Raw genomic sequence first — 18,988 nt, 5'->3', positions numbered from 1 at the left:
TCAAAACAAAAAAAAAGAGGCTGACCTTTTTGGACAGCCTCTTTTTTATTTATAAAATAGGTTTTATTTTTTCTTCTTTGGAACTCTGTTCTCGTTATCCAGCATTTCTGTAGTAACTTTGAACTGGATGTCCATTTCATTCTTAATGAAATAATCTTTCAATGAAGACTGATAGAATACTTTAAAGTCTCTTCTGTTAAGGGAGAACTTTGCAGATTCAATAGATGTTGTAAACTGAGTAACATATACATTCGCAGGGAAAGAGATTGTTTTTCTCACTCCTTTAAGGGTAAGGTCACCGTATACTGTAGAATTGTATTCACTGTTTGCTAAAGGAATAATTTTAGTCAAATGGAATTTTGCAATAGGGAATTTTTTCACTTCAAAGAAGTTCGAGCTCTTCAGATCGTTGGTAAGCTTGATCTGATCTTCATCAGAAACATCTCCCGCCATCATACTTCTCATATCTATTACAAACTCTCCATCAACAAGCACCGTATGGTCAAAGTTGAATTTTCCGCTTTTTAGCTTTACTGTTCCTGAGTGGGAAGTTTCTTCAGTTTTCACCACCTTATACCCCCACCATCTGATCTCTGATGAAGTCACTTTTGCAACCTTATCAAATTTCTTTTGGGCAGAAACAAATGATATACTTGCGCACACCATAGCAAACAATAGTAATCTTTTCATTCTTTTTTATTTACAATTCAACAAAAATAAAAAAAAGTGTAGAACTTCTACACTTTTAATAATCTTTTTTTGATTAATTTATTGAGCAGTTACCTTTACAAGCATATCAATATCATCTTTCACAAAAACATCCTGCATCGTAGACTTGTAAGCTACGTCAAATTTTTGTCTGTCGAAAGAGAATTTGTTTGATACTAAGCTTACTACTCCTTTGCTGTAAGAAATCTTAGCAGGGAAAGAGATTGGGCTTGTTTTTCCTTTTACAGTAAGGTTTCCTGTTACAAGAGAGTTATAAACTTTATCGTTGTTTTTCTTTACTCCTGTAATTTTGAAGCTAGCAGTTGGGAATTTTTCAACTTCAAAGAAGTCACCATTCTTAAGGTGTCCGTTTAATTTCTGCTGATATTCTCCTGTAAGGTCAGTAGAGCTGATTGAAGTCATATCCAATACGAAGCTTCCACCTACCAATTGGTTTCCTTTCATTACCATATCTCCAGACTTCACTTTTACAGTACCCTCGTGAGAGCTAGCCTCAGATTTTGCTACTTTATATCCCCACCAGTGTACATCAGACGCTACTACTTTTTTTGATTGTCCGAAAGCTAAACCACCAGCTAAAACTGCTAATAAAAATATTTTTTTCATTGAATAGAGTTATTTACTTATTTAATGATGCAAATGTAAGTATCTTATTCAATAGATTTCATTGATGTATATCAATAAAATTTATTATTTTCATGAATAATATCATTCCATAAAAAAAACTCCGGAGAAACCCGGAGTTTTTTTTTATAGCTGATAGTAAGCGGTGTAAAGCGCTATACCGTTTAATGCCGTGTGATTTTGCTTGACCAGATAGATGGGAGTATTTTTAAGCATCTCCTCCATTTTATCACTGATCTTGAATTTCTCATAGAATTTCGCCTTGTCGATATATTCTGCGATCATCTGTGGAATATCTCCGGCAATAAGTAATCCTCCGGTAGCTTTTAATTTTAATGTTAAGTTGTTCGCTTCTCTTGCCAGAAATTCAAGGAAAGTATCTAAAGCAATTCTGCAGATCAAAACATTTTCCTCTACAGCAGCTTTATAAAGCTCTTCCACAAAATTTCCCTGCGCAAGACGTTCTCCTAACCATTCAGGTTCAGGATGTCTTTTCACATCTCTTAAGAATCTGTAGATATTGAATAAACCAGATTTTGAAAGTACATTTTCCCAGCTTACAATACCATAGATATTATTTAAGAACTGGTAAAATTCAACTTCTACGTTGGTTCTTGGCGAAAACTCTGAGTGTCCTCCTTCTGTGGCGAAAGGTCTCAGGTATTTCCCGTCAAAGAAATATCCGGCTTCTCCTAATCCGTTTCCGGGAGCAAGAACCGCTACGTTTCCTTTTTCAAGATGTCCGCTTGTATAAATGGCTTCAAGATGATTATCTTCAAGAAGAGCCATTCCGTAGGCAGAAGCTTCCAGGTCATTCAGCATTTCTACTTTTTCAAACCCGAAATCACGTGCATATTCAGCAATATCCAAATGCCATCCCAATCTTGCAGGGCTGCTTTTCCCGTCCAATACAGGACCTGGCACTGCCATTCCCAGACGTTTTACATTTTCAAGCTGATTATCCTGAATAAACTTCTTTAAAATATCTGAAAAGGAAGCATATTCTTTGGTTGCGAATGTATTTTGTACTTTGATCTCAAGACCTCCGTTCCCGGAAACGAAATAGCCTAAGATTGTTATATCTTCACGGAGACTTGCTCCAATGATAGAAACATTATCATTATTACTGTTCTCTACTCCTGGTAAATAAAGTGGAAATTTTGGATTCAGAATCATAACCTCAAATTTTACCAAATATAATAATTGTTTTTGTAAATCCTGCACGGAACAAAAAAACCTTTCCACTTTCGTGAAAAGGTTTTGGTTAATAATTGTTTATATATTAAATCTAACTACTTTCCTAATGGAATATTGTAACCGAATCCTACTCCGATATTCCCCACATTATAGTCCTGACCTGGCAAATCTCCCTTCGTTCCTACAAAAACCTTTTGGTATTGTACGAAGAAATTCCAGTCTCTGTTGTGGTATCCGATCTCCGGTTTAAGGTAGAAACCTCCGCTTGCTCTCTCAACATTGGTATTTGAAGCCACTGTTTTATCTCCAACCAGGAATCCGTATCCTAAGTCAGTTCCGAAATAGAAACCGGTTTGTTTTGGATAAATTCTGATTAAAGCTGCTACAGGAACTACTCCTACATCATTGTTTTTATATCCGTTATTCTCTTTTCCAAAATAGTGAGTATATCCTGATGCAATACCTAATCCAAATCCTGGTGTAATTAGATTTTGGTATGCTACATCCACTCCTACTGCAGCGGAAAGATTATCTGCGGGAACTGCTAAACCAACATTTGCACCTACCTTGATCATATTGTTCATTTGAGCACTTTGGGCGCTTGCGATACCTGCTGTTAAAATACCAGCCAGTACTATTGCTTGTTTAAACATTTTCATAACTCTAATTTTTTAATTTTACTAAACAAGAGGATGTAAAAATCATGCCAAGCAAGGGTTTTTCTTGTATTTTAACACTCAAAAAATTCATAAAACAATGAATATCAATATATTAATTTTAACAAAATTTAAATAATTGTTTAACAAAATTTATCAGAAAATGATAGCCAAAAAGTGAATTAAAGGATGGAAGAAAGGAAGCTGGATATTGGAAGAAATAGAACTCCATAAAATCAACCCTATTTCTACGATCCAAAACTTCCAACCCCAAACTTCCTGCCTCCTGCTTCCAGCTCCCAGCTCCCAGCCTAATACAACAATATTAACAATCCTTAACCCGTTATCATTTTAACCTTTTTCTTCAAAATACATCAAAAAATAAATTCTCCACGATGGCTGATTCATTATTAAAAAACAAGCATTTTCTTTGGCGAGCAGGTTTTGGTGTTGGTATTAATCAAATTGATGATTTGAAAAATAAAAACATTAAAACGTTAATGAATGAATTATTTAAAGAAGAAAACTTCATCGAAATCACTTATGACACTCCTGATCCGGTTTCAGCAGCAGATTATATGAACAGTACAGCTCCTGCAGAAAAGAAAAAAGAAATGCAGCGGATCAACAGGGAACAAAATAACGAACTGAACATTAATTTTCTGAATTCCATCGTTAACAGCAAAGAGCAGATGAAGGAGAAGATGGCGTTTTTCTGGCATGGGCATTTCGCATCCAGAGTACAAAATCCAAGGTTCAACAAACAGCTTTTGAATACAATCAGAAAAAATGCACTGGGTAGTTTCAAAGATTTGCTTTTTGAAGTAAGCCAATCCCCAGCCATGCTTAACTTTCTGAATAATCAACAGAATAAAAAAGATCATCCTAATGAAAATTTCGCCCGTGAGGTAATGGAACTCTTTACCATGGGGAGAGGAAATTACACCGAAAAGGACGTAAGAGAAGGAGCAAGAGCTTTTACAGGATGGAGCTATGATAAAGAAGGGAATTTTAAAGAAAGAAAAAATCTTCATGACGAAGACAGCAAAACGTTTTTAGGAAAAACCGGCAACTTTGACGGAAATGATGTTCTCAATATTATTCTGGAACAAAAAACTACGGCACAATTTATCACAACAAAGATTTACAAATTCTTCGTCAATGAAAAACCTGATCAGGAAATTGTCAGTAAACTCAGCATAAATTTCTATAATTCAGGGTATGATATTAAGAAACTGATGACTGAGATATTTTCAAGTACGTGGTTTTATGATCAGAAGAATATCGGAAACCGTATAAAATCTCCGGTAGAACTGATGGCAGGAATGATGAGAATTCTTCCTATGCATATTCAGAACCCTGAAAACCTCATCGTATACCAGAAATTATTGGGACAAATGCTGCTTTATCCACCCAATGTATCAGGATGGCCAAATGGAAAATCATGGATTGACAGCTCTACTTTAATGCTGAGACTTCAGGTTCCACAGATCTGGTCCGGACTTCGCCCTTTGGAATACAGTCCCCGACAGGATGATGACATAGATATGGGAATGAAATCCCGTGAAACGGCTTTTAACAAAAGCTTTAAAAATCCTAATATCACCATCGACTGGAACCGTATTGAAAAGCTTTTCGCTAATAAAAACTGCGAAGATTATCTTCTGCAGAATACTCAAAGTCTCGATATGAATTCTGTAAAGAATTTTTCAGACAAGAGTATAAAAATGAATGTTATCAATCTGATGTCTACTCCGGAATACCAGTTAATGTAGGGAGAAGATTTTAGGTTGCAGGTAGCAGGTAATAGCTGTCACAGTATAGCTTAACTGCCATCTATTATTATCAAATAAATTTTAATAAATACGACCTAGCACTATAACCTGCAATCTATCACCTGCTACCTTTATCCTAAAAAACAAAATTATGTTAATCAAAAGAAGAGAATTCCTCAAAATAAGTTCATTGGCCACCGCTTCTATGCTGATGCCCAATTTCCTTAAAGCCATGACTCTGGATGAAGCACTGAATCCTAATCAGAATATTCTGGTAGTTCTTCAGTTTACGGGTGGAAATGATGGTTTGAATACCATTATTCCGGCCAAAAATGATATTTATTTCAGAGAAAGGAAAACATTGGCTATTCAGGATTCTATACCGCTTACAGATGAGGCAGGAATCAATCCGTCACTCTCCTATTTTAAAGAACTTTTTGATAACGGAGAACTGTCTGTGATGAATAACGTTGGCTATCCCAATCCGGACAAATCTCATTTCCGAAGTATGGATATCTGGCAATCGGCAAGCAGAAGCGACCAGTTTTTGGAAACAGGCTGGCTGGGACGTTTTCTGGATGAAGAATGCTATCGTTGTGAGCATCCTACCCAAGCGCTGGAAGTGGATGATATGCTAAGTCTTGCCTTAAAAGGTGAAAATAATAAAGCTTTTGCCTTTAAAGATCCTAAAAGACTCTACCAAACCAGCCAGGAGAAATATTTTAAATCTCTCTACGACCATCATCATGATGATGAAACAGTGTCTTATCTTTACCAGACTTTAGGCTCTACCATCAATAATGCCGATTATATTTTTGAAAAAAGCAAAGCGAAAAAAACAGAACAGATCTATCCCAATTCTCAATTAGGAAAGGATTTTAAAACTGTAGCTTCTTTGATAAAGTCAGATATCAATACTCAGGTGTATTATCTTTCTGTAGGAAGTTTTGATACGCATGTTAACCAGAATGACAGACAGAAAAAGTTATTCGATGATATCAATGAAGCGGTAAAGTCATTTGTAGCAGATATGAAAAGCAATGGACTTTTCAAAAATATACTATTAATGACATTTTCAGAATTTGGTCGTCGTGTAGCTCAGAATGCCAGTAACGGAACGGATCACGGGACAGCTAACCAGATGTTTTTTATCAGCGGAAATCTTAAGAAAAAAGGGCTATTGAACGCTCTTCCGGATCTTCAGAATCTGAATGAAGGCGATCTTATCTACAAAGAAGATTTCAGAAAAGTATATGCTACGATTTTAAAAAACTGGCTCAAAGCGGACTCTTCCAAAGTATTAGGATGGAAAGATGGTATTTATGATTTTGTGTAGGGAAACCTTAACCTAAACGATAAAAAATAAAGATGCTTAGATTCCTGCGTAATGACACAATTGGAATGCTGGCATATCCACACAGTTTGTCATTCCGTAGGAATCCAGCCACAATAATTCAGGAATGGATATGAAGAGAAAAATTACATTACTTACCAAAATTCTAACTGAAGACGTGAAAATTTCACTCCCTCGAAGGGGTGGCGAAAATTCAAAGAATTTTTGACGGGGTGGTTTTCAGCGTTCATCAAAAAAATCCATCAACAAAAAAAAGAGACTGTACATCCTCATGACAGTCTCTTTTCAATAATTTTAAATTTTAACTACTTATACGTTTATGCAGTAATCTGCTTTTTTTCGTTCTCTTTCTCTTCTTGTTTTTTATCTATCTTCTCAGATATTTTTTTAACGATATACTCTATCGCCAGCGGTGCTATAATTGCAATTAATGCTTTAAATATTCTTGATTTCATAATTAATTTGGTATTGTTAAGTTAATAGTACAATTTCCAAGCCAAGATAAAAGATAAAACATGAAAATAAATTATCTTCAATAAAGCCTTGTAAATCGGACATTTAAACTAAGTTAGTTTTCCTCAGGAACAATCAGGTTCTGATAATTTTTACTGCCAGCATTAAACTTTTCTTCCATTTTCAACCGTAGTTTTTTGGGCTTATGCACAATCAGAGAGTCTCCAAACCCAAGCAAGAGCCTTTCCAGCTCAAAATTGATCTGCACACATATTTTAAACAGCGTTCCGTCACGGTCTTCCTTTAAGATTTCCTGACTTTTATGCAGCGGCTTTGTTTTCACATAAGGAGCATTTCCCGAATCCACCCAAAAGATCACATTCCTGGGGTCCATTGACTCTGCAACAGTTACTCCCACAATATCTTTAAAATATTCATCTCCATCCAGATCCTTGTCAATATAGGGAAGATTGTCATCTGTTTCAATACTTTCCATTCTGTCCAGTGCCAGATTGTACATTTTCTGTTTGTAAAGACAGATCAGAAACCAACGGTTGTTGAATTCCTTCAAGAGCTGCGGATGTACCGTAAAAATATTGGATTCTCTTGCTGTAAAGCTTTTATAAAGAATCTTCAATACTTTTTTATTAGCAATACTTTCATACAGAATATCAATATGTTCCAACCCTTTTAGCTGTTCATTTTTATCCAGATGAATAATGGATTTCTGGCTGGTTGCATGAATAGAGTCTTCCAGTTTCTGAATAACCCCATTCATTTCCTTGAACATGGAAAAGTCTTTGAACTGTTTTAAAATCTGAACTGCATTATTCATGGCCTTCAGATCACTTTCATTCACAGAAATATTATGAATACTGTAATCCGGATCACTGTAACGATAGTATTTCCTTTCATAGACTTCAATAGGAGCTTCATAGCCGAACTTTTCACTCCGCATATTCTGAAGATCAAGCTGAACAGTTCTCTTACTCACATAAGATTCTTTTCCCTCAAATTCAAATAATGCTTCCGAACATTCATCTATGAGATCTTCCAGCGTATATTTCCTGTATTTGTTTTTAAGACATTTATCTAAAGTTTTATACCGGATCAGAGCATTTTTATTGGATGACATACCTTAGTGTTTAATGATTGGGTGTTTTTTAATAAGCAAAACTGCTTTTTATTTCTGCTCTTTTCTTGAAAACTATTTCTCTCTCAAAGCATTTTCATCAAAAGTAATCCCTTCCCAGCCGAATTTCATAAAGTTTCGGATATTTTGGTGGTCAGTTCCTTCAGGGTTTTTCAAAACATCTTCTCTGTAGAACTCACCAAAAAGCCAAAGTGTTTGTTCTTTCGTCAAATCCTGAATGCTTGCAAAACTGAAAACCTTGCACGAACCATTATTCTGGCCGGCCTGATTGGTAGTATCTCCGTTTTGAAAGGCGGTAGGGGTAAATTCATAATGTTCATCAATATGAGCGATCACATCACTAAACTGGATCGTTTCCGGGAAATGTTTTAATTGTTCTAATAATACCATGAGCCTTGTTTTTTTAATTTTATATTATTTTTACGAGTCTGCTAATGTGCATTTTCGTCTTTTTAATTAATTTTTGTAAAAATAATTAAAATTTCTTTATCTACGCAAAACTATTGCGCAATAATGATATTACTTTGCATCATCAAAATGAAACAAAATGGAATTTAATGGAAATCATTTAATCGAATTAGGATATAGACCGGCAAAATGGTTTAAAGATGCTATTAGCCATATCAACGAGAATAATCTGGGTGAACATCAGATCGCAGAGTATCTGGTACAGTTCAAACAACCAGATCTTATTCCGCTTCATGAAACAGCTAAAGATTTTATGATCAACATACGTGCGGAACACGAAAGTGAGAATGATAATGTGGAAAAAGTAATCAAAACAATGAAAGTTCTGATGAAAACCCCTACACTGATTAGCGGAGCTTTAATGCCTGATGCCTGTCCTACAGGTCCTGAAGGTCAGATTCCCGTAGGAGGTGTGGTAGTAGCAAAAAATGCTATTCACCCGGGATTCCATAGTGCTGATATCTGTTGTTCTGTAATGTTGACGGATTTTGGAAAAACCAATCCTAAAGATGTTTTGGATGCAGCACATTCTATCACTCATTTCGGATACGGAGGAAGACCAAGAGGGGAACAGATGCCGATGTCTCAGGAACTGATGGATGCTTTCAGAGAAAATGAATTCTTACAAGATGAAAAACTGATCAGCATTGCCCGTTCTCATATGGGAACTCAGGGAGACGGAAATCACTTCCTTTTTGTAGGAATTTCCAAAAATACAGGAAATACTATGATGGTAACCCATCACGGATCAAGAGCTCCGGGTGCTGCTTTATATGATAAAGGAATGAAGTTTGCTAACCGTTTCAGACAAGAAATCTCTCCTGAAACATTAAGAGAAAATGCCTGGATTCCTTATGATACGGATGAAGGTAAATCTTATTGGGAAGCCCTGCAACTGATAAGACAATGGACAAAAGAAAACCATACTTCCCTTCATGATGCCGTGCTGAATAAGCTGGAAATGGAGAAAGAAAACAGATATTGGAACGAACATAACTTCGTTTTCAAAGATGGAGATCTGTTCTATCATGCAAAAGGAGCTACTCCACTGGATGATAAGTTCATGCCTGATATTACAGGACCAAGACTGATTCCGTTAAATATGGCAGAACCGGTATTGATTGTTCAGGGAAAAACAAATGAAAGAAACCTAGGTTTTGCACCTCATGGAGCAGGAAGAAATTTCAGCAGAAGTCAGCATAAAAGATCTTTAGCTCATAAAACAACTGAGGAAATTTTCAATGAAGAAACAGCAGGATTAGATATCCGTTTCTACTCTAACGAGGTTGATATTTCTGAGCTTCCTAGCGCTTATAAAAGTGCTAAAAATGTAAGAGCACAGATAGAAGAATACGGACTTTGTGAAGTTCTGGATGAAGTGATGCCTTATGGATGTATTATGGCTGGAGACGTTCAAAAGAATGCTCCGTGGAAGAAAAAGAAGAAATTCGGAAAAGCATGATTTTAATAGTATGTTCCAACCTAATGTTCAAACCTAACGGGTTTTAGAAACCCGTTAGGTTTGAATAAAAACAATAACCAAAATTTCACAGCACTAAAAAGTTATTTTTAAAAAAAATTAAAGGCACAGAAAGTTCCTATATTTCCAGATTTACTTTCCGCCTTTTTACAAATTATAAGGCAAAGGGAGTTCCTATATTTTTTGGATAAATCACTCCCCGCTTTTTATAAACTATAGGTAAAAGGAGTTCCTATACCCTTCACTTTTAATGAATCTACTCCTCACTTATTTTTTAAAATTAAAACAATGAAAACACTACAATTATTCAATGCTGTACTGGCCAGAAAATCTGATGAAAAGCCATTTATTTCTAATGATGGATTCATCATTGAACCAGATGCTTTATGGGCAAAAAATGAAATAATTTCTTTTTATGCAAAAGAAAAACTGAATGGTAATGATTTGAATAAAACCTTTCATAAATCCTGGGAGAAAATAAAGAATACTTCCAGAATTGACTTATTTTTTGAACAGATCACTCATTATATTTCAACCTATGGAAGCGATTTTCAAAATGAAATCTATATTCCCAATGAAATCTTGAATGTTCCTGATATGAAGCTGGTTTTTAAAGTTATCAAAGCCTACTCTGTGGAAGAAATGCAGGAAAAATGTCTTGCTCTTTTAAGATCAGGTATTGCTTTAAAAGAAGAAACCATTGATGATTTGCTTTCTATTTTACATACGGAGCTGGAATATGATTTTACCGGAAAAGAAAACATCAGAAATAAAGAAGCGGTTATAAAAATTGCTGACCTTTATAATATCTATCCTGAAAATCCGGTTGAGTTTTTCCGTTATGTTATTTATAAAACAACCAATACAACGCTTTTAATCAAAAACGATGATTTGATTGATTTAATCAAGCAGAGTAATTTCAATCCGACATCCTTATTTGAAAGCTTTGGAATGGAAAAAATGGCGGAAATTTTCAACAGATTTAAACCATTATTTCTGGCTTATAAAAACAGAGCACCAAAACCGATTAACAAAATATCAAAATTATCTAAGACTCATCATAAGCCACTGATTTCAAACCCTTTGAATGACGCTACAAATACTCTATTGGAAAACAGCGATTGGCACTGGCTGGAAAATGCGACACCGTTTGCGTTATTCAAAGCATTGTCAGCATGTTACTCCAGGATGTATGGCCAGGATACGTTTGTCTACAGAGTCCGAAACGGAAAATCATGGACTAAAAAAGGTAAGGAAACTTACGTGAATCAGTTCAATTATGATTTCATTCTTGACTTTTTGAAACTGAAGTATGAAAACCTATCCGGAAAGAAGTTCTATTTCCCTGAGAATATAGAATTTGCGTTACCAACTTCTGAAAAGATGTTTGTTGGAAACATTCCTACCGGAACCCGTTTTTATGCTGAAAGACTGGCTGTAGGTATTTATTGGGAAGACCAATGGGGTGCTAATGACCTTGACCTTTCAGGATTGAATATCGCTGGAAAAATTGGTTGGAATGCCGCTTATAATCATGGTAACGGACAATTGATGTACTCCGGAGATATGACGTCTGCTCCCAACGGTGCTGTGGAATATCTTTATGCCAATAAAGGTCTTTGTGAACCAACACTTGTCATGAACAACGTTTTCAGTGGAGATGCCAACTGTGGATATAAAATTGTGATCGGAAAAGGAGATGATATTTCCTACGATTATATGATGAATCCTAATCATCTCTTTGCTGAGGCCAGATGTAATTCTGTTCAGAAGCAAATGATTCTGGGAATGCTGGTGACAAAGAACGAAAAGCAATGTTTCGTACTGTTGAATTTCGGAGCAGGACATTCACATGTTTCAGGAAATAGCCAGGTTTCCATGATGGCTACAACGGCATTGTATCAGCAATGGTATGAAGCGATGCCTTTCAATGAGCTTATCAAAGAACTTGGAGGTGAGATTACCACAGAAAAAGCGGAAGCTGATTTTGATTTCTCACTGGAAAGCCTGGAAAAAGACAGTTTTATCAGAATTTTTAAATAAATTCCATGACGTCATCTGATGGTATCAGGTGGCGTTTTTTTGTGGAATGTTATAGGAAAAATGTTGGATAACCACCCCGTCAAAAATTCTTTGAATTTTCGCCACCCCTCCGAGAGAGGGGAATTTTTACATCTTCAGTTGGGAGGTTGGTCAGGATTGTACTGTTTCTGTATGTTTTTTTACGGGATTGGGGCTGGATTCCTACGGAATGCCAAACTGTGTGGATAGACCGTCATTGTAATTGTGTTATTCCGTAGGAATCAAGCCTACAAAGTGTAATCTTTAACAAACGGACTAAAGTCCGTTCCTATTGAATAAAACTTTTACCGTAATTATACATTCACCTTCTTCACTGAAAAAACTCCTTCATTCACTTGAATAATCACTTTCCTTCCATAATCAATCTGAATACTGAACATATTCTCCAATGGAAACTGAAGCACCGTCTGAAGGATCAAACGAATGACTCCGGCATGAGTGATAAGAAGTACTTTATTTATGTCTTTTTTCTGAATCAATTCTTGCCAAAAGCTGAGAACGCGGGTTTGCATTTCCAGAAGACTTTCACCGCCTGAGGTTTTTACACTCACAAAATCCTGATACCAAGGATTGATTTCGTCTTCAGGAATATCTGTCCATTTTTTCATTTCCCAGTTCCCGAAATTCATTTCGCGAAGTCTTTCGTCTGTCTGATAATCAAACTTAAAAAAATCGGCTAAAAGACGGCAACGTTGGGAAGGACTTGAAATAATTACATCATAATCCCTGTCTATCTCCAACGTTTTAAAATCTTCAGTGAAATCTTTACGTAAAGGCATTTCAGCAAAACCATAACACCGATTTTCCGGATTGTCTACAGCGGTATGACGGATTACATGAATTTCCATACGATAATTGTTCCTAAATAAAATAAAACTTCACAAACCTGCTGTACCGATCCCAAACAGTCACCTGTATAACCCCCAATATGTTTTTTAAAATACCAACCCATATACATCTTTCCCACATACGCGAGAGCAAAAGCAAAAATCAAATACCAGTCCTGAACCAGAGCAAATACAATTAAAACACTGACAAATCCTACCAGCAAAGCCATCTTATCCAAGGGTTTATTCGCTAAAGGTTTTGATTTACTGACATCAATATCAGTCACATACTCATGAGTATAGATCATTGTTCCCGCAATAAAACGGCTTACCGTATGTCCTAAAATGACAATGAGTAAAACTCCCACCGGATTACTCATTCCAAGGGCCTGAATACTATAAAATTTTAAAGCAAAAAGCAAAATGATCCCTATTGTACCATATGCTCCTACCCGACTGTCTTTCATAATCGTCAGTATTTTTTCTTTTCCATATCCGCCTCCGAAACTGTCACACATATCTGTAAAGCCATCTTCATGAAAAGCTCCTGTCAGTAAAACATTGGAAATCATCATTAAAACAATCCCGATTTCCAGATTAAAAAGCAGTGTAGAAAGATAAAGAACCAAAGCGTTGATGAACCCAACGATCAAGCCTACCCAGGCAAAATATTTCTGAGATTTATTCATAATCTCACTGGAGTACGGAATGGTAAACGGAACCGGAATTCTTGTGAAAAACATGAGTGCCGTAGCAAAGTAAATCAGTTCATTTTTGAGGACTTTCATCTGTTATTTTTTAATATAAAAACTGGATTAATCAATTCCCGCAAAATTAGGAAAGCTTTTAACAATGATAAAGAGATCAATTAAAAAAATAAGAAACATGAATCTTATCACCTGAAATTTGTCCTTTTTATCTCTGAAGTATTTTTAGTTTTGCACCATAATAACCATGAAAAAAGAACAAATGAAAAAAGCGTATTTCGTTGGATTATGTCTTATATCCATCGTAAGCTGTTCGGCTCCCGGTGATGAGCTGGACAACGTAAATGAAGCCCAAGCCTTAAATGCATCCGGCAATAACATGATGGCGAAAGGAGGCTTCAGAGACACTCCTGATACACCAACTCCTCCTCCTGCAGGAATCTGGTCCAAATCTTTTTACTTAACCAATCCTATTTACGGATTTTACAGTGATCTGACCAAAAAATATCTGTATAATACTTCTCCTTTACCCTCCGAACTTCCTAAATCCTATCCTGGATTAAGCTATTATTTTCAGGAGAGATTATTAGGTTCTGCAGATGGGCCGGGGCCGGTCATTACAAGATGGTTTCATACAGGAAGTAATGATCTGGTATTAACGACTAATCCTAATGAGCTGGTAGGACAAAGCTACTGGGAAAAAAGAGATCTCGGCACCAGCTACAACGGTGATGAGCCGGGAAGTTTTCCGATTTACAGGTATTTTAATTCTGATAAAAAAACGCACTTCTACACCAGAGATAAAAATGAATTGGGAGATGGAAAAAATGGATTTGTTTACGAAGGTATTGCTTTCTACTTAAAAGATTCTGAACCTAAAGCATACCGTGTTCGTGACGGGCAGTTTTTCCAGGATAATGCTACAGGAAATTTGTATATTGTATTTGAAAGTACGCTGAGACGTATCGAATCCTTTGCAGTGATCAATAATCTGTTTGCTGTACAGGGTAAAGCCTATTTGTTATTTAAAGTAAATATAGAAGATTATACAGGAGAAAGAGGACCTGATATCACTGCAGGAACCCAACTGGTACGAAACACCAATACCGGAAAACTATATTTGGTAGATGATGGTTTATACAGATATTTTCCTACCATGTTTGTATTTAATGCATATAAATTCAATGAAGGTGCTATTCAAAATAAACCTGTAAGAATGATGTTTACAGGTAAAGATGTTGCACATACTTACTAATTGTCATTAATTTAAGATAAAAGGGGCTTCATTGCCCCTTTATTATTTTATAAAACTAAGATGATTTATTGGAAATATGAGCATCTTCAAAGCTTGACATTTCATTCAGGAAATTAACCGCACTCTGAATAATCGGATAGGCCAATGCACAGCCTGTTCCTTCTCCGAGACGTAGATTCAGATTGAGAATGGCCTGCTCTCTCATCAGTCCCAATAGCTGAGGATGGGCATTTTCATTGCTTACATGGCAGAAGATACAGTTGTTCAACACTTCAGGATTCTTTTTCCAGACCGTGGCTACCGCAACCGTTGCAATAAATCCGTCTACCATGATCAGCATATTGTGATGATACGCTTCTTCTATCGCTCCAATCATTTGGGCAATTTCTAATCCACCAAATGTTTGGGCAATTTCATCCTCAGTCATTTCAGCCGGATATTTTTCAATAGCTTCTTTTAAAATACTGACCTTATTGTCCAACTGATGATCATTAAGTCCCGTTCCACGTCCGATACAATGGATAATCGGAATATCAAAAAGTTTGCTCATCATCAAAGAAGAAGCAGAAGTATTCCCGATTCCCATTTCACCGAAACCAATGATGTTACAGCTTTTTTTCGCAATATCATTCACCACAGCTTTTCCATTTTTAAGCGCCTGATGATATTCTTCAGGAGTCATAGCAGGTTCTTCCAGAATATTACGACTGGATTTTCTGACTTTTTTATCCACCAGATCCAATCCTTCCGGAAAATCAAAATTGACACCGGCATCCACAATTTTGATTTTAATATCATTCTGCCTGCAAAAAACATTAATGGCTGCGCCTCCACCAAGGAAATTCATCACCATCTGATAGGTTACTTCCTGTGGATAGGCACTTACTCCCGCTGCAGCAATCCCGTGATCGGCCGCAAAAACCACCATATGAGGATTCAATAACTGTGGTGAAGTAGTTTTCTGAACCATTCCGATTTTGTGGGCAATATGTTCAAGATGTCCTAATGCGCCTAATGGTTTTGTTTTAAAATCAATTTTATGCTGTAATTCTGATGATAACATGGATGTTTATAGTTACGTTAAATGGAAAAGTGCAATATTAGTAAAATTCAATGAGTCTTTTTCTTTTGTCTTGACACAAAAGAAACAAAAGGTCAAGACTTTGAAAATTGAGCTAAAAATAAAATGTGTTCTCTAAAAATTCTAAACTCGTGCGAATTCATTATTACTTTTTTGTATCAATATATTCGTCGCACTCAGACAGGAGAATTTTCTTAACGTTCACAAAATTTATTTTTTTTACGCTCAATTTTCAAAAGTCAAAAAAATTTTAGCCCGCAATATTCACTTACTCACAAACCTGAACCCTGAAACTCTCAAACTCTCCCACACTCAAACCCTAGACCCCATCCCCACGAAACCCGGATCTCGAAACAAAAACAACGTAAGAACATTGCGCACTTCATCTTTTACTTTGCACTATAAATACAAAACAATGACACCAAAAATACTTAAAAAAATAAAAGAAGTTGAGGCTACAAAAGGCGTAGAAGTCCTTCTTGCGGTAGAATCAGGGAGCAGAGCATGGGGTTTTGCATCTCCTGACAGTGATTATGATATACGTTTTATATACCGTCACAACAAAGAATGGTATCTTTCTCCCTGGGATAAGGATGAAACGATAGAATTTATGACAGAAGATGATCTGGACGGTTCCGGCTGGGATTTGAGAAAGACCTTTCACCTTTTATTGAAGTCGAATGCAGCTTTGCTGAGCTGGTTCTATTCTCCTATCGTGTATAAAGCGGATGAAAGGTTTGTAAAACTCTTTAAACCTTTGGCTGATGCCTGTTTTTCTCCGGTAGCCGTTTCCTATCATTATCTGAGCATGAGCAAGAAATATCTGGAAGCGTGCAGAAGTGATGAAGTAAAATTAAAAAGTTACTTTTATTGCCTACGAACCACCCTCACCGGAAAGTGGATCATAGAGAAAGGAACGGTTCCACCCATATTGTTCAGTGATCTGCTTGTTTTAACAGATGATGCAACCCGACGAAAAATAGAAAACCTCGTTGCCTTAAAAGCCACCAAAGGAGAATCTTACTACCACCCGAATGATTGGGAACTGTTTGATTTTCTGGAAAAAACGATAGCAGATAATGAAAAGAAATCGAAAGGTTTATCAGGAGGAAAGGCGGATAAAGGTGAGATGGAGAGGGTTTTTAGGAAAATCTTAAAATAGAAAATAATATAAAAGCTTATTTTGCATAAAATTAAAAAATACAGATGAAAAATATAATCGCTCTGTCTCCCATGTATACAGAAGACAGCAACAATCTAAAGAAAGCATCGCTCAGTTCTCCTTACGAGCTAAACCGCTTCAATGCAAAATGGAATGTTCCGGAAGAAGTTCGTGCAGATGTAGTAGCGGTATATGGTGAAGATATTTATGCAGAAATTGTTGCAGAACAGTGTAATCTAACATTAACAAAACCAGATAACAACTGGTTATCAAGCATTTCAGACGAATTTACAAAGCGGAAAATTGCTTATGGAAAGCTGAAAGATTTTGTACATAAAGAAAATATTTTCATTAAATGTTCGGATTTTAAAAGCTTTAAAGCAGGAGTTTTCGATAAAGTTACAAATATCAAAGGCTTTGAAACACTTGATCCGGAAAGCATGGTTTTCACTTCAGAAATTGTGGAATGGGAACTGGAAGTGAGATGTTTTGTTTTTAATAATGAAATTAAAACATATTCTTCCTATTGGCGAAATGATACTTTTGATACCACCGAGCTTTCTGAGAAAGAAAAAAAAGAGATGTTTACTTTCTTTGAATCTTTTATACAAAAGTATTCCTCTACTCTTCCTGTTGCCATTGTACTGGATTTTGGGATCATCAAGGAGAAAGGCTGGGCTTTAATTGAAGCAAATCCTGCATGGTGTTCTGGATTGTACGCTTGTGATGCGGAAAAAGCTTTGGAAGTGATTGTAAACAGTTGTATTAAAAATTAGATCTCAAAAATACATATATATTGATTTTATAAATGACCATCCAAGACCTAAAAAACAAAAACCTCCTCCTCTTCGAAGCCATTTCCGGAAGCCGGGCTTTTGGGCTGGCCACGGAAAATTCTGATACGGATATCCGTGGGGTGTATTATCTGCCGAAGGAAGATTTCTTCGGACTGAACTATATTCCGCAGATTTCCAATGAAACGAATGATCTTACGTACTATGAAATCGGGAGGTTTGTAGAGCTGCTTCAGAAAAACAATCCTAATATTCTGGAAATTCTGGCAAGTCCGGAAGATTGTATTCAGTACAAACATCCGCTGATGGATCTGTTGAAAACTGAAGATTTCCTGTCAAAATTGTGCAAAGATACTTTTGCAGGCTATGCTGTTTCACAGATCAAAAAGGCAAAAGGTCTCAACAAAAAGATTGTAAATCCGATTGATCAAGAAAGAAAATCAATCCTGGACTTCTGTTTTATTTTGGAAGGACAAGGTTCTGTACCATTGAAAAAATGGCTGCATGAATTCTCTGCATCCGCAGGACGGCATAGTCTCTCACAGGAAAATTGCGGATTGATAAGTATTGATCACACCAAGGGAATGTATGCACTATTTTATGACGAATCGGGGACATTGGGATATAAAGGAATTATTCAGAATGAAGAAGCCAATCAGGTTTCTGTATCCTCCGTTCCTAAAGATGAAAAACCGGTGGCTTACCTGTTTTGCAATCTTGATGCTTACTCTGTGTATTGCAAAGACTACAGGGAATATTGGAAATGGGTTGCTGAGCGCAATGAAGACCGTTACAATGTCAATCAAACCCACGGACAGAATTACGACAGCAAGAATATGATGCACACCATCCGACTGCTTCAGTCCTGCAAACAGATTTTTAAAAACAATTCATTGAAAATCCGTGTAGAAAACCGTGATGAACTCTTAGATATCAAAGCAGGAAACCAGTCTTATGACAGTGTCATGGAAAAGACAGAAAACCTCATACAATCTATAGAAAATCATTATTCCACTTCCACTCTACCCAACGCTCCCGATCTGGAAAAAACCACAAAAACCTTAGTTCAGATCAGAGAAAAACTGTACAATAATGATGAATTATAAATGATGAGCTATGAATGGTGGGACTGTTGAATTCCAGCGCTCCCACTCTCAAACTCTCAAACCCTAAAACACTCTCCAAAACCCG

The 18,988-nt window shown here is 36.3% G+C and carries 18 protein-coding genes; 8 read left to right on the top strand and 10 right to left on the bottom strand.

What is annotated here, in order from left to right; translation table 11 throughout:
* Positions 1 to 63: 63 nt before the first annotated feature.
* The 4 genes from ACKTTZ_RS14970 to ACKTTZ_RS14955 all read right to left on the bottom strand — a co-directional run bounded on the left by ACKTTZ_RS14970 (position 64) and on the right by ACKTTZ_RS14955 (position 3,209).
* The gene (locus ACKTTZ_RS14970; protein ID WP_034692270.1) at positions 64 to 690 is read right to left on the bottom strand and encodes a YceI family protein; all 627 of its coding nucleotides are present in this window, start codon (positions 688 to 690) and stop codon (positions 64 to 66) included.
* Between the two features lie 78 nt (positions 691 to 768).
* The gene (locus ACKTTZ_RS14965; RefSeq protein ID WP_034692269.1) at positions 769 to 1,335 is read right to left on the bottom strand and encodes a YceI family protein; all 567 of its coding nucleotides are present in this window, start codon (positions 1,333 to 1,335) and stop codon (positions 769 to 771) included.
* A gap of 144 nt (positions 1,336 to 1,479) precedes the next feature.
* On the bottom strand, positions 1,480 to 2,529 hold the full coding sequence (locus ACKTTZ_RS14960; protein WP_034692376.1) for a glucokinase: 1,050 nt from the start codon (positions 2,527 to 2,529) through the stop codon (positions 1,480 to 1,482).
* Between the two features lie 116 nt (positions 2,530 to 2,645).
* Positions 2,646 to 3,209, bottom strand: a complete 564-nt coding sequence (locus ACKTTZ_RS14955; RefSeq protein WP_034692268.1) for a hypothetical protein — start codon at positions 3,207 to 3,209, stop codon at positions 2,646 to 2,648.
* A 392-nt stretch (positions 3,210 to 3,601) separates the two neighbouring features.
* Here ACKTTZ_RS14955 and ACKTTZ_RS14950 point away from each other — a divergent pair, with 392 nt between their 5' ends.
* Positions 3,602 to 4,981 (top strand): DUF1800 family protein, encoded by a 1,380-nt coding sequence (locus ACKTTZ_RS14950; protein WP_407845916.1) that lies wholly within the window; start codon positions 3,602 to 3,604, stop codon positions 4,979 to 4,981.
* Between the two features lie 151 nt (positions 4,982 to 5,132).
* Positions 5,133 to 6,317, top strand: coding sequence for a DUF1501 domain-containing protein (locus tag ACKTTZ_RS14945; protein ID WP_051934204.1), 1,185 nt, complete (start codon positions 5,133 to 5,135; stop codon positions 6,315 to 6,317).
* Positions 6,318 to 6,652: 335 nt separating this feature from the next.
* Here the strand turns inward: ACKTTZ_RS14945 and ACKTTZ_RS14940 are convergent, their stop codons facing one another.
* From ACKTTZ_RS14940 to ACKTTZ_RS14930, 3 genes are all read right to left on the bottom strand, one after another.
* Positions 6,653 to 6,790 carry a hypothetical protein gene (locus tag ACKTTZ_RS14940; protein ID WP_167348772.1) on the bottom strand — a complete coding sequence of 46 codons (138 nt, stop codon included), beginning with the start codon at positions 6,788 to 6,790 and terminating at the stop codon, positions 6,653 to 6,655.
* Between the two features lie 113 nt (positions 6,791 to 6,903).
* Complete coding sequence (locus ACKTTZ_RS14935) at positions 6,904 to 7,923, bottom strand: WYL domain-containing protein (RefSeq protein ID WP_034692265.1); 1,020 nt, start codon at positions 7,921 to 7,923, stop codon at positions 6,904 to 6,906.
* Positions 7,924 to 7,995: 72 nt separating this feature from the next.
* A complete protein-coding gene (locus tag ACKTTZ_RS14930; RefSeq protein ID WP_034692264.1) occupies positions 7,996 to 8,331 on the bottom strand; it encodes a HopJ type III effector protein in 336 nt (111 codons plus the stop codon).
* A gap of 739 nt (positions 8,332 to 9,070) precedes the next feature.
* On the opposite strand from ACKTTZ_RS14930, the gene ACKTTZ_RS14925 reads away from it, so the two are divergent.
* Both ACKTTZ_RS14925 and ACKTTZ_RS14920 read left to right on the top strand, forming a co-directional pair.
* On the top strand, positions 9,071 to 9,871 hold the full coding sequence (locus ACKTTZ_RS14925) for an RtcB family protein (RefSeq protein WP_407849162.1): 801 nt from the start codon (positions 9,071 to 9,073) through the stop codon (positions 9,869 to 9,871).
* Positions 9,872 to 10,177: 306 nt separating this feature from the next.
* A complete protein-coding gene (locus ACKTTZ_RS14920) occupies positions 10,178 to 11,932 on the top strand; it encodes a hypothetical protein (RefSeq protein WP_034692262.1) in 1,755 nt (584 codons plus the stop codon).
* A 332-nt stretch (positions 11,933 to 12,264) separates the two neighbouring features.
* Here the strand turns inward: ACKTTZ_RS14920 and cobC are convergent, their stop codons facing one another.
* A complete protein-coding gene (gene cobC, locus ACKTTZ_RS14915; protein ID WP_407845915.1) occupies positions 12,265 to 12,819 on the bottom strand; it encodes an alpha-ribazole phosphatase family protein in 555 nt (184 codons plus the stop codon).
* The gene (locus ACKTTZ_RS14910; protein WP_253316557.1) at positions 12,804 to 13,586 is read right to left on the bottom strand and encodes an adenosylcobinamide-GDP ribazoletransferase; all 783 of its coding nucleotides are present in this window, start codon (positions 13,584 to 13,586) and stop codon (positions 12,804 to 12,806) included. The genes cobC and ACKTTZ_RS14910 overlap by 16 nt, the downstream gene beginning before the upstream one ends.
* Positions 13,587 to 13,752: 166 nt before the next feature.
* On the opposite strand from ACKTTZ_RS14910, the gene ACKTTZ_RS14905 reads away from it, so the two are divergent.
* A complete protein-coding gene (locus tag ACKTTZ_RS14905; RefSeq protein WP_407845914.1) occupies positions 13,753 to 14,760 on the top strand; it encodes a hypothetical protein in 1,008 nt (335 codons plus the stop codon).
* A 55-nt stretch (positions 14,761 to 14,815) separates the two neighbouring features.
* Here the strand turns inward: ACKTTZ_RS14905 and cobT are convergent, their stop codons facing one another.
* Positions 14,816 to 15,823, bottom strand: a complete 1,008-nt coding sequence (cobT, locus tag ACKTTZ_RS14900; protein ID WP_407845913.1) for a nicotinate-nucleotide--dimethylbenzimidazole phosphoribosyltransferase — start codon at positions 15,821 to 15,823, stop codon at positions 14,816 to 14,818.
* Positions 15,824 to 16,256: 433 nt separating this feature from the next.
* Between cobT and ACKTTZ_RS14895 the strand changes: the two genes are divergently transcribed.
* Genes ACKTTZ_RS14895 through ACKTTZ_RS14885 form a run of 3 tightly spaced genes read left to right on the top strand, consistent with a single transcriptional unit; the run spans position 16,257 to position 18,903 of the window.
* On the top strand, positions 16,257 to 17,003 hold the full coding sequence (locus ACKTTZ_RS14895; RefSeq protein WP_407845912.1) for a DNA polymerase beta superfamily protein: 747 nt from the start codon (positions 16,257 to 16,259) through the stop codon (positions 17,001 to 17,003).
* 44 nt (positions 17,004 to 17,047) lie between these two features.
* Entirely contained in the window at positions 17,048 to 17,779 is a 732-nt protein-coding gene (locus ACKTTZ_RS14890) for an ATP-grasp domain-containing protein (RefSeq protein ID WP_407845911.1), read from the top strand.
* Positions 17,780 to 17,811: 32 nt separating this feature from the next.
* Positions 17,812 to 18,903 carry a DNA polymerase beta superfamily protein gene (locus ACKTTZ_RS14885; protein WP_407845910.1) on the top strand — a complete coding sequence of 364 codons (1,092 nt, stop codon included), beginning with the start codon at positions 17,812 to 17,814 and terminating at the stop codon, positions 18,901 to 18,903.
* The last annotated feature ends 85 nt before the right edge of the window (positions 18,904 to 18,988 follow it).

Source organism: Chryseobacterium sp. KCF3-3, from assembly GCF_045865955.1.
Classification (GTDB): Bacteria; Bacteroidota; Bacteroidia; order Flavobacteriales; family Weeksellaceae; genus Chryseobacterium.
This window is presented reverse-complemented; position numbering and strand designations above follow the sequence as displayed.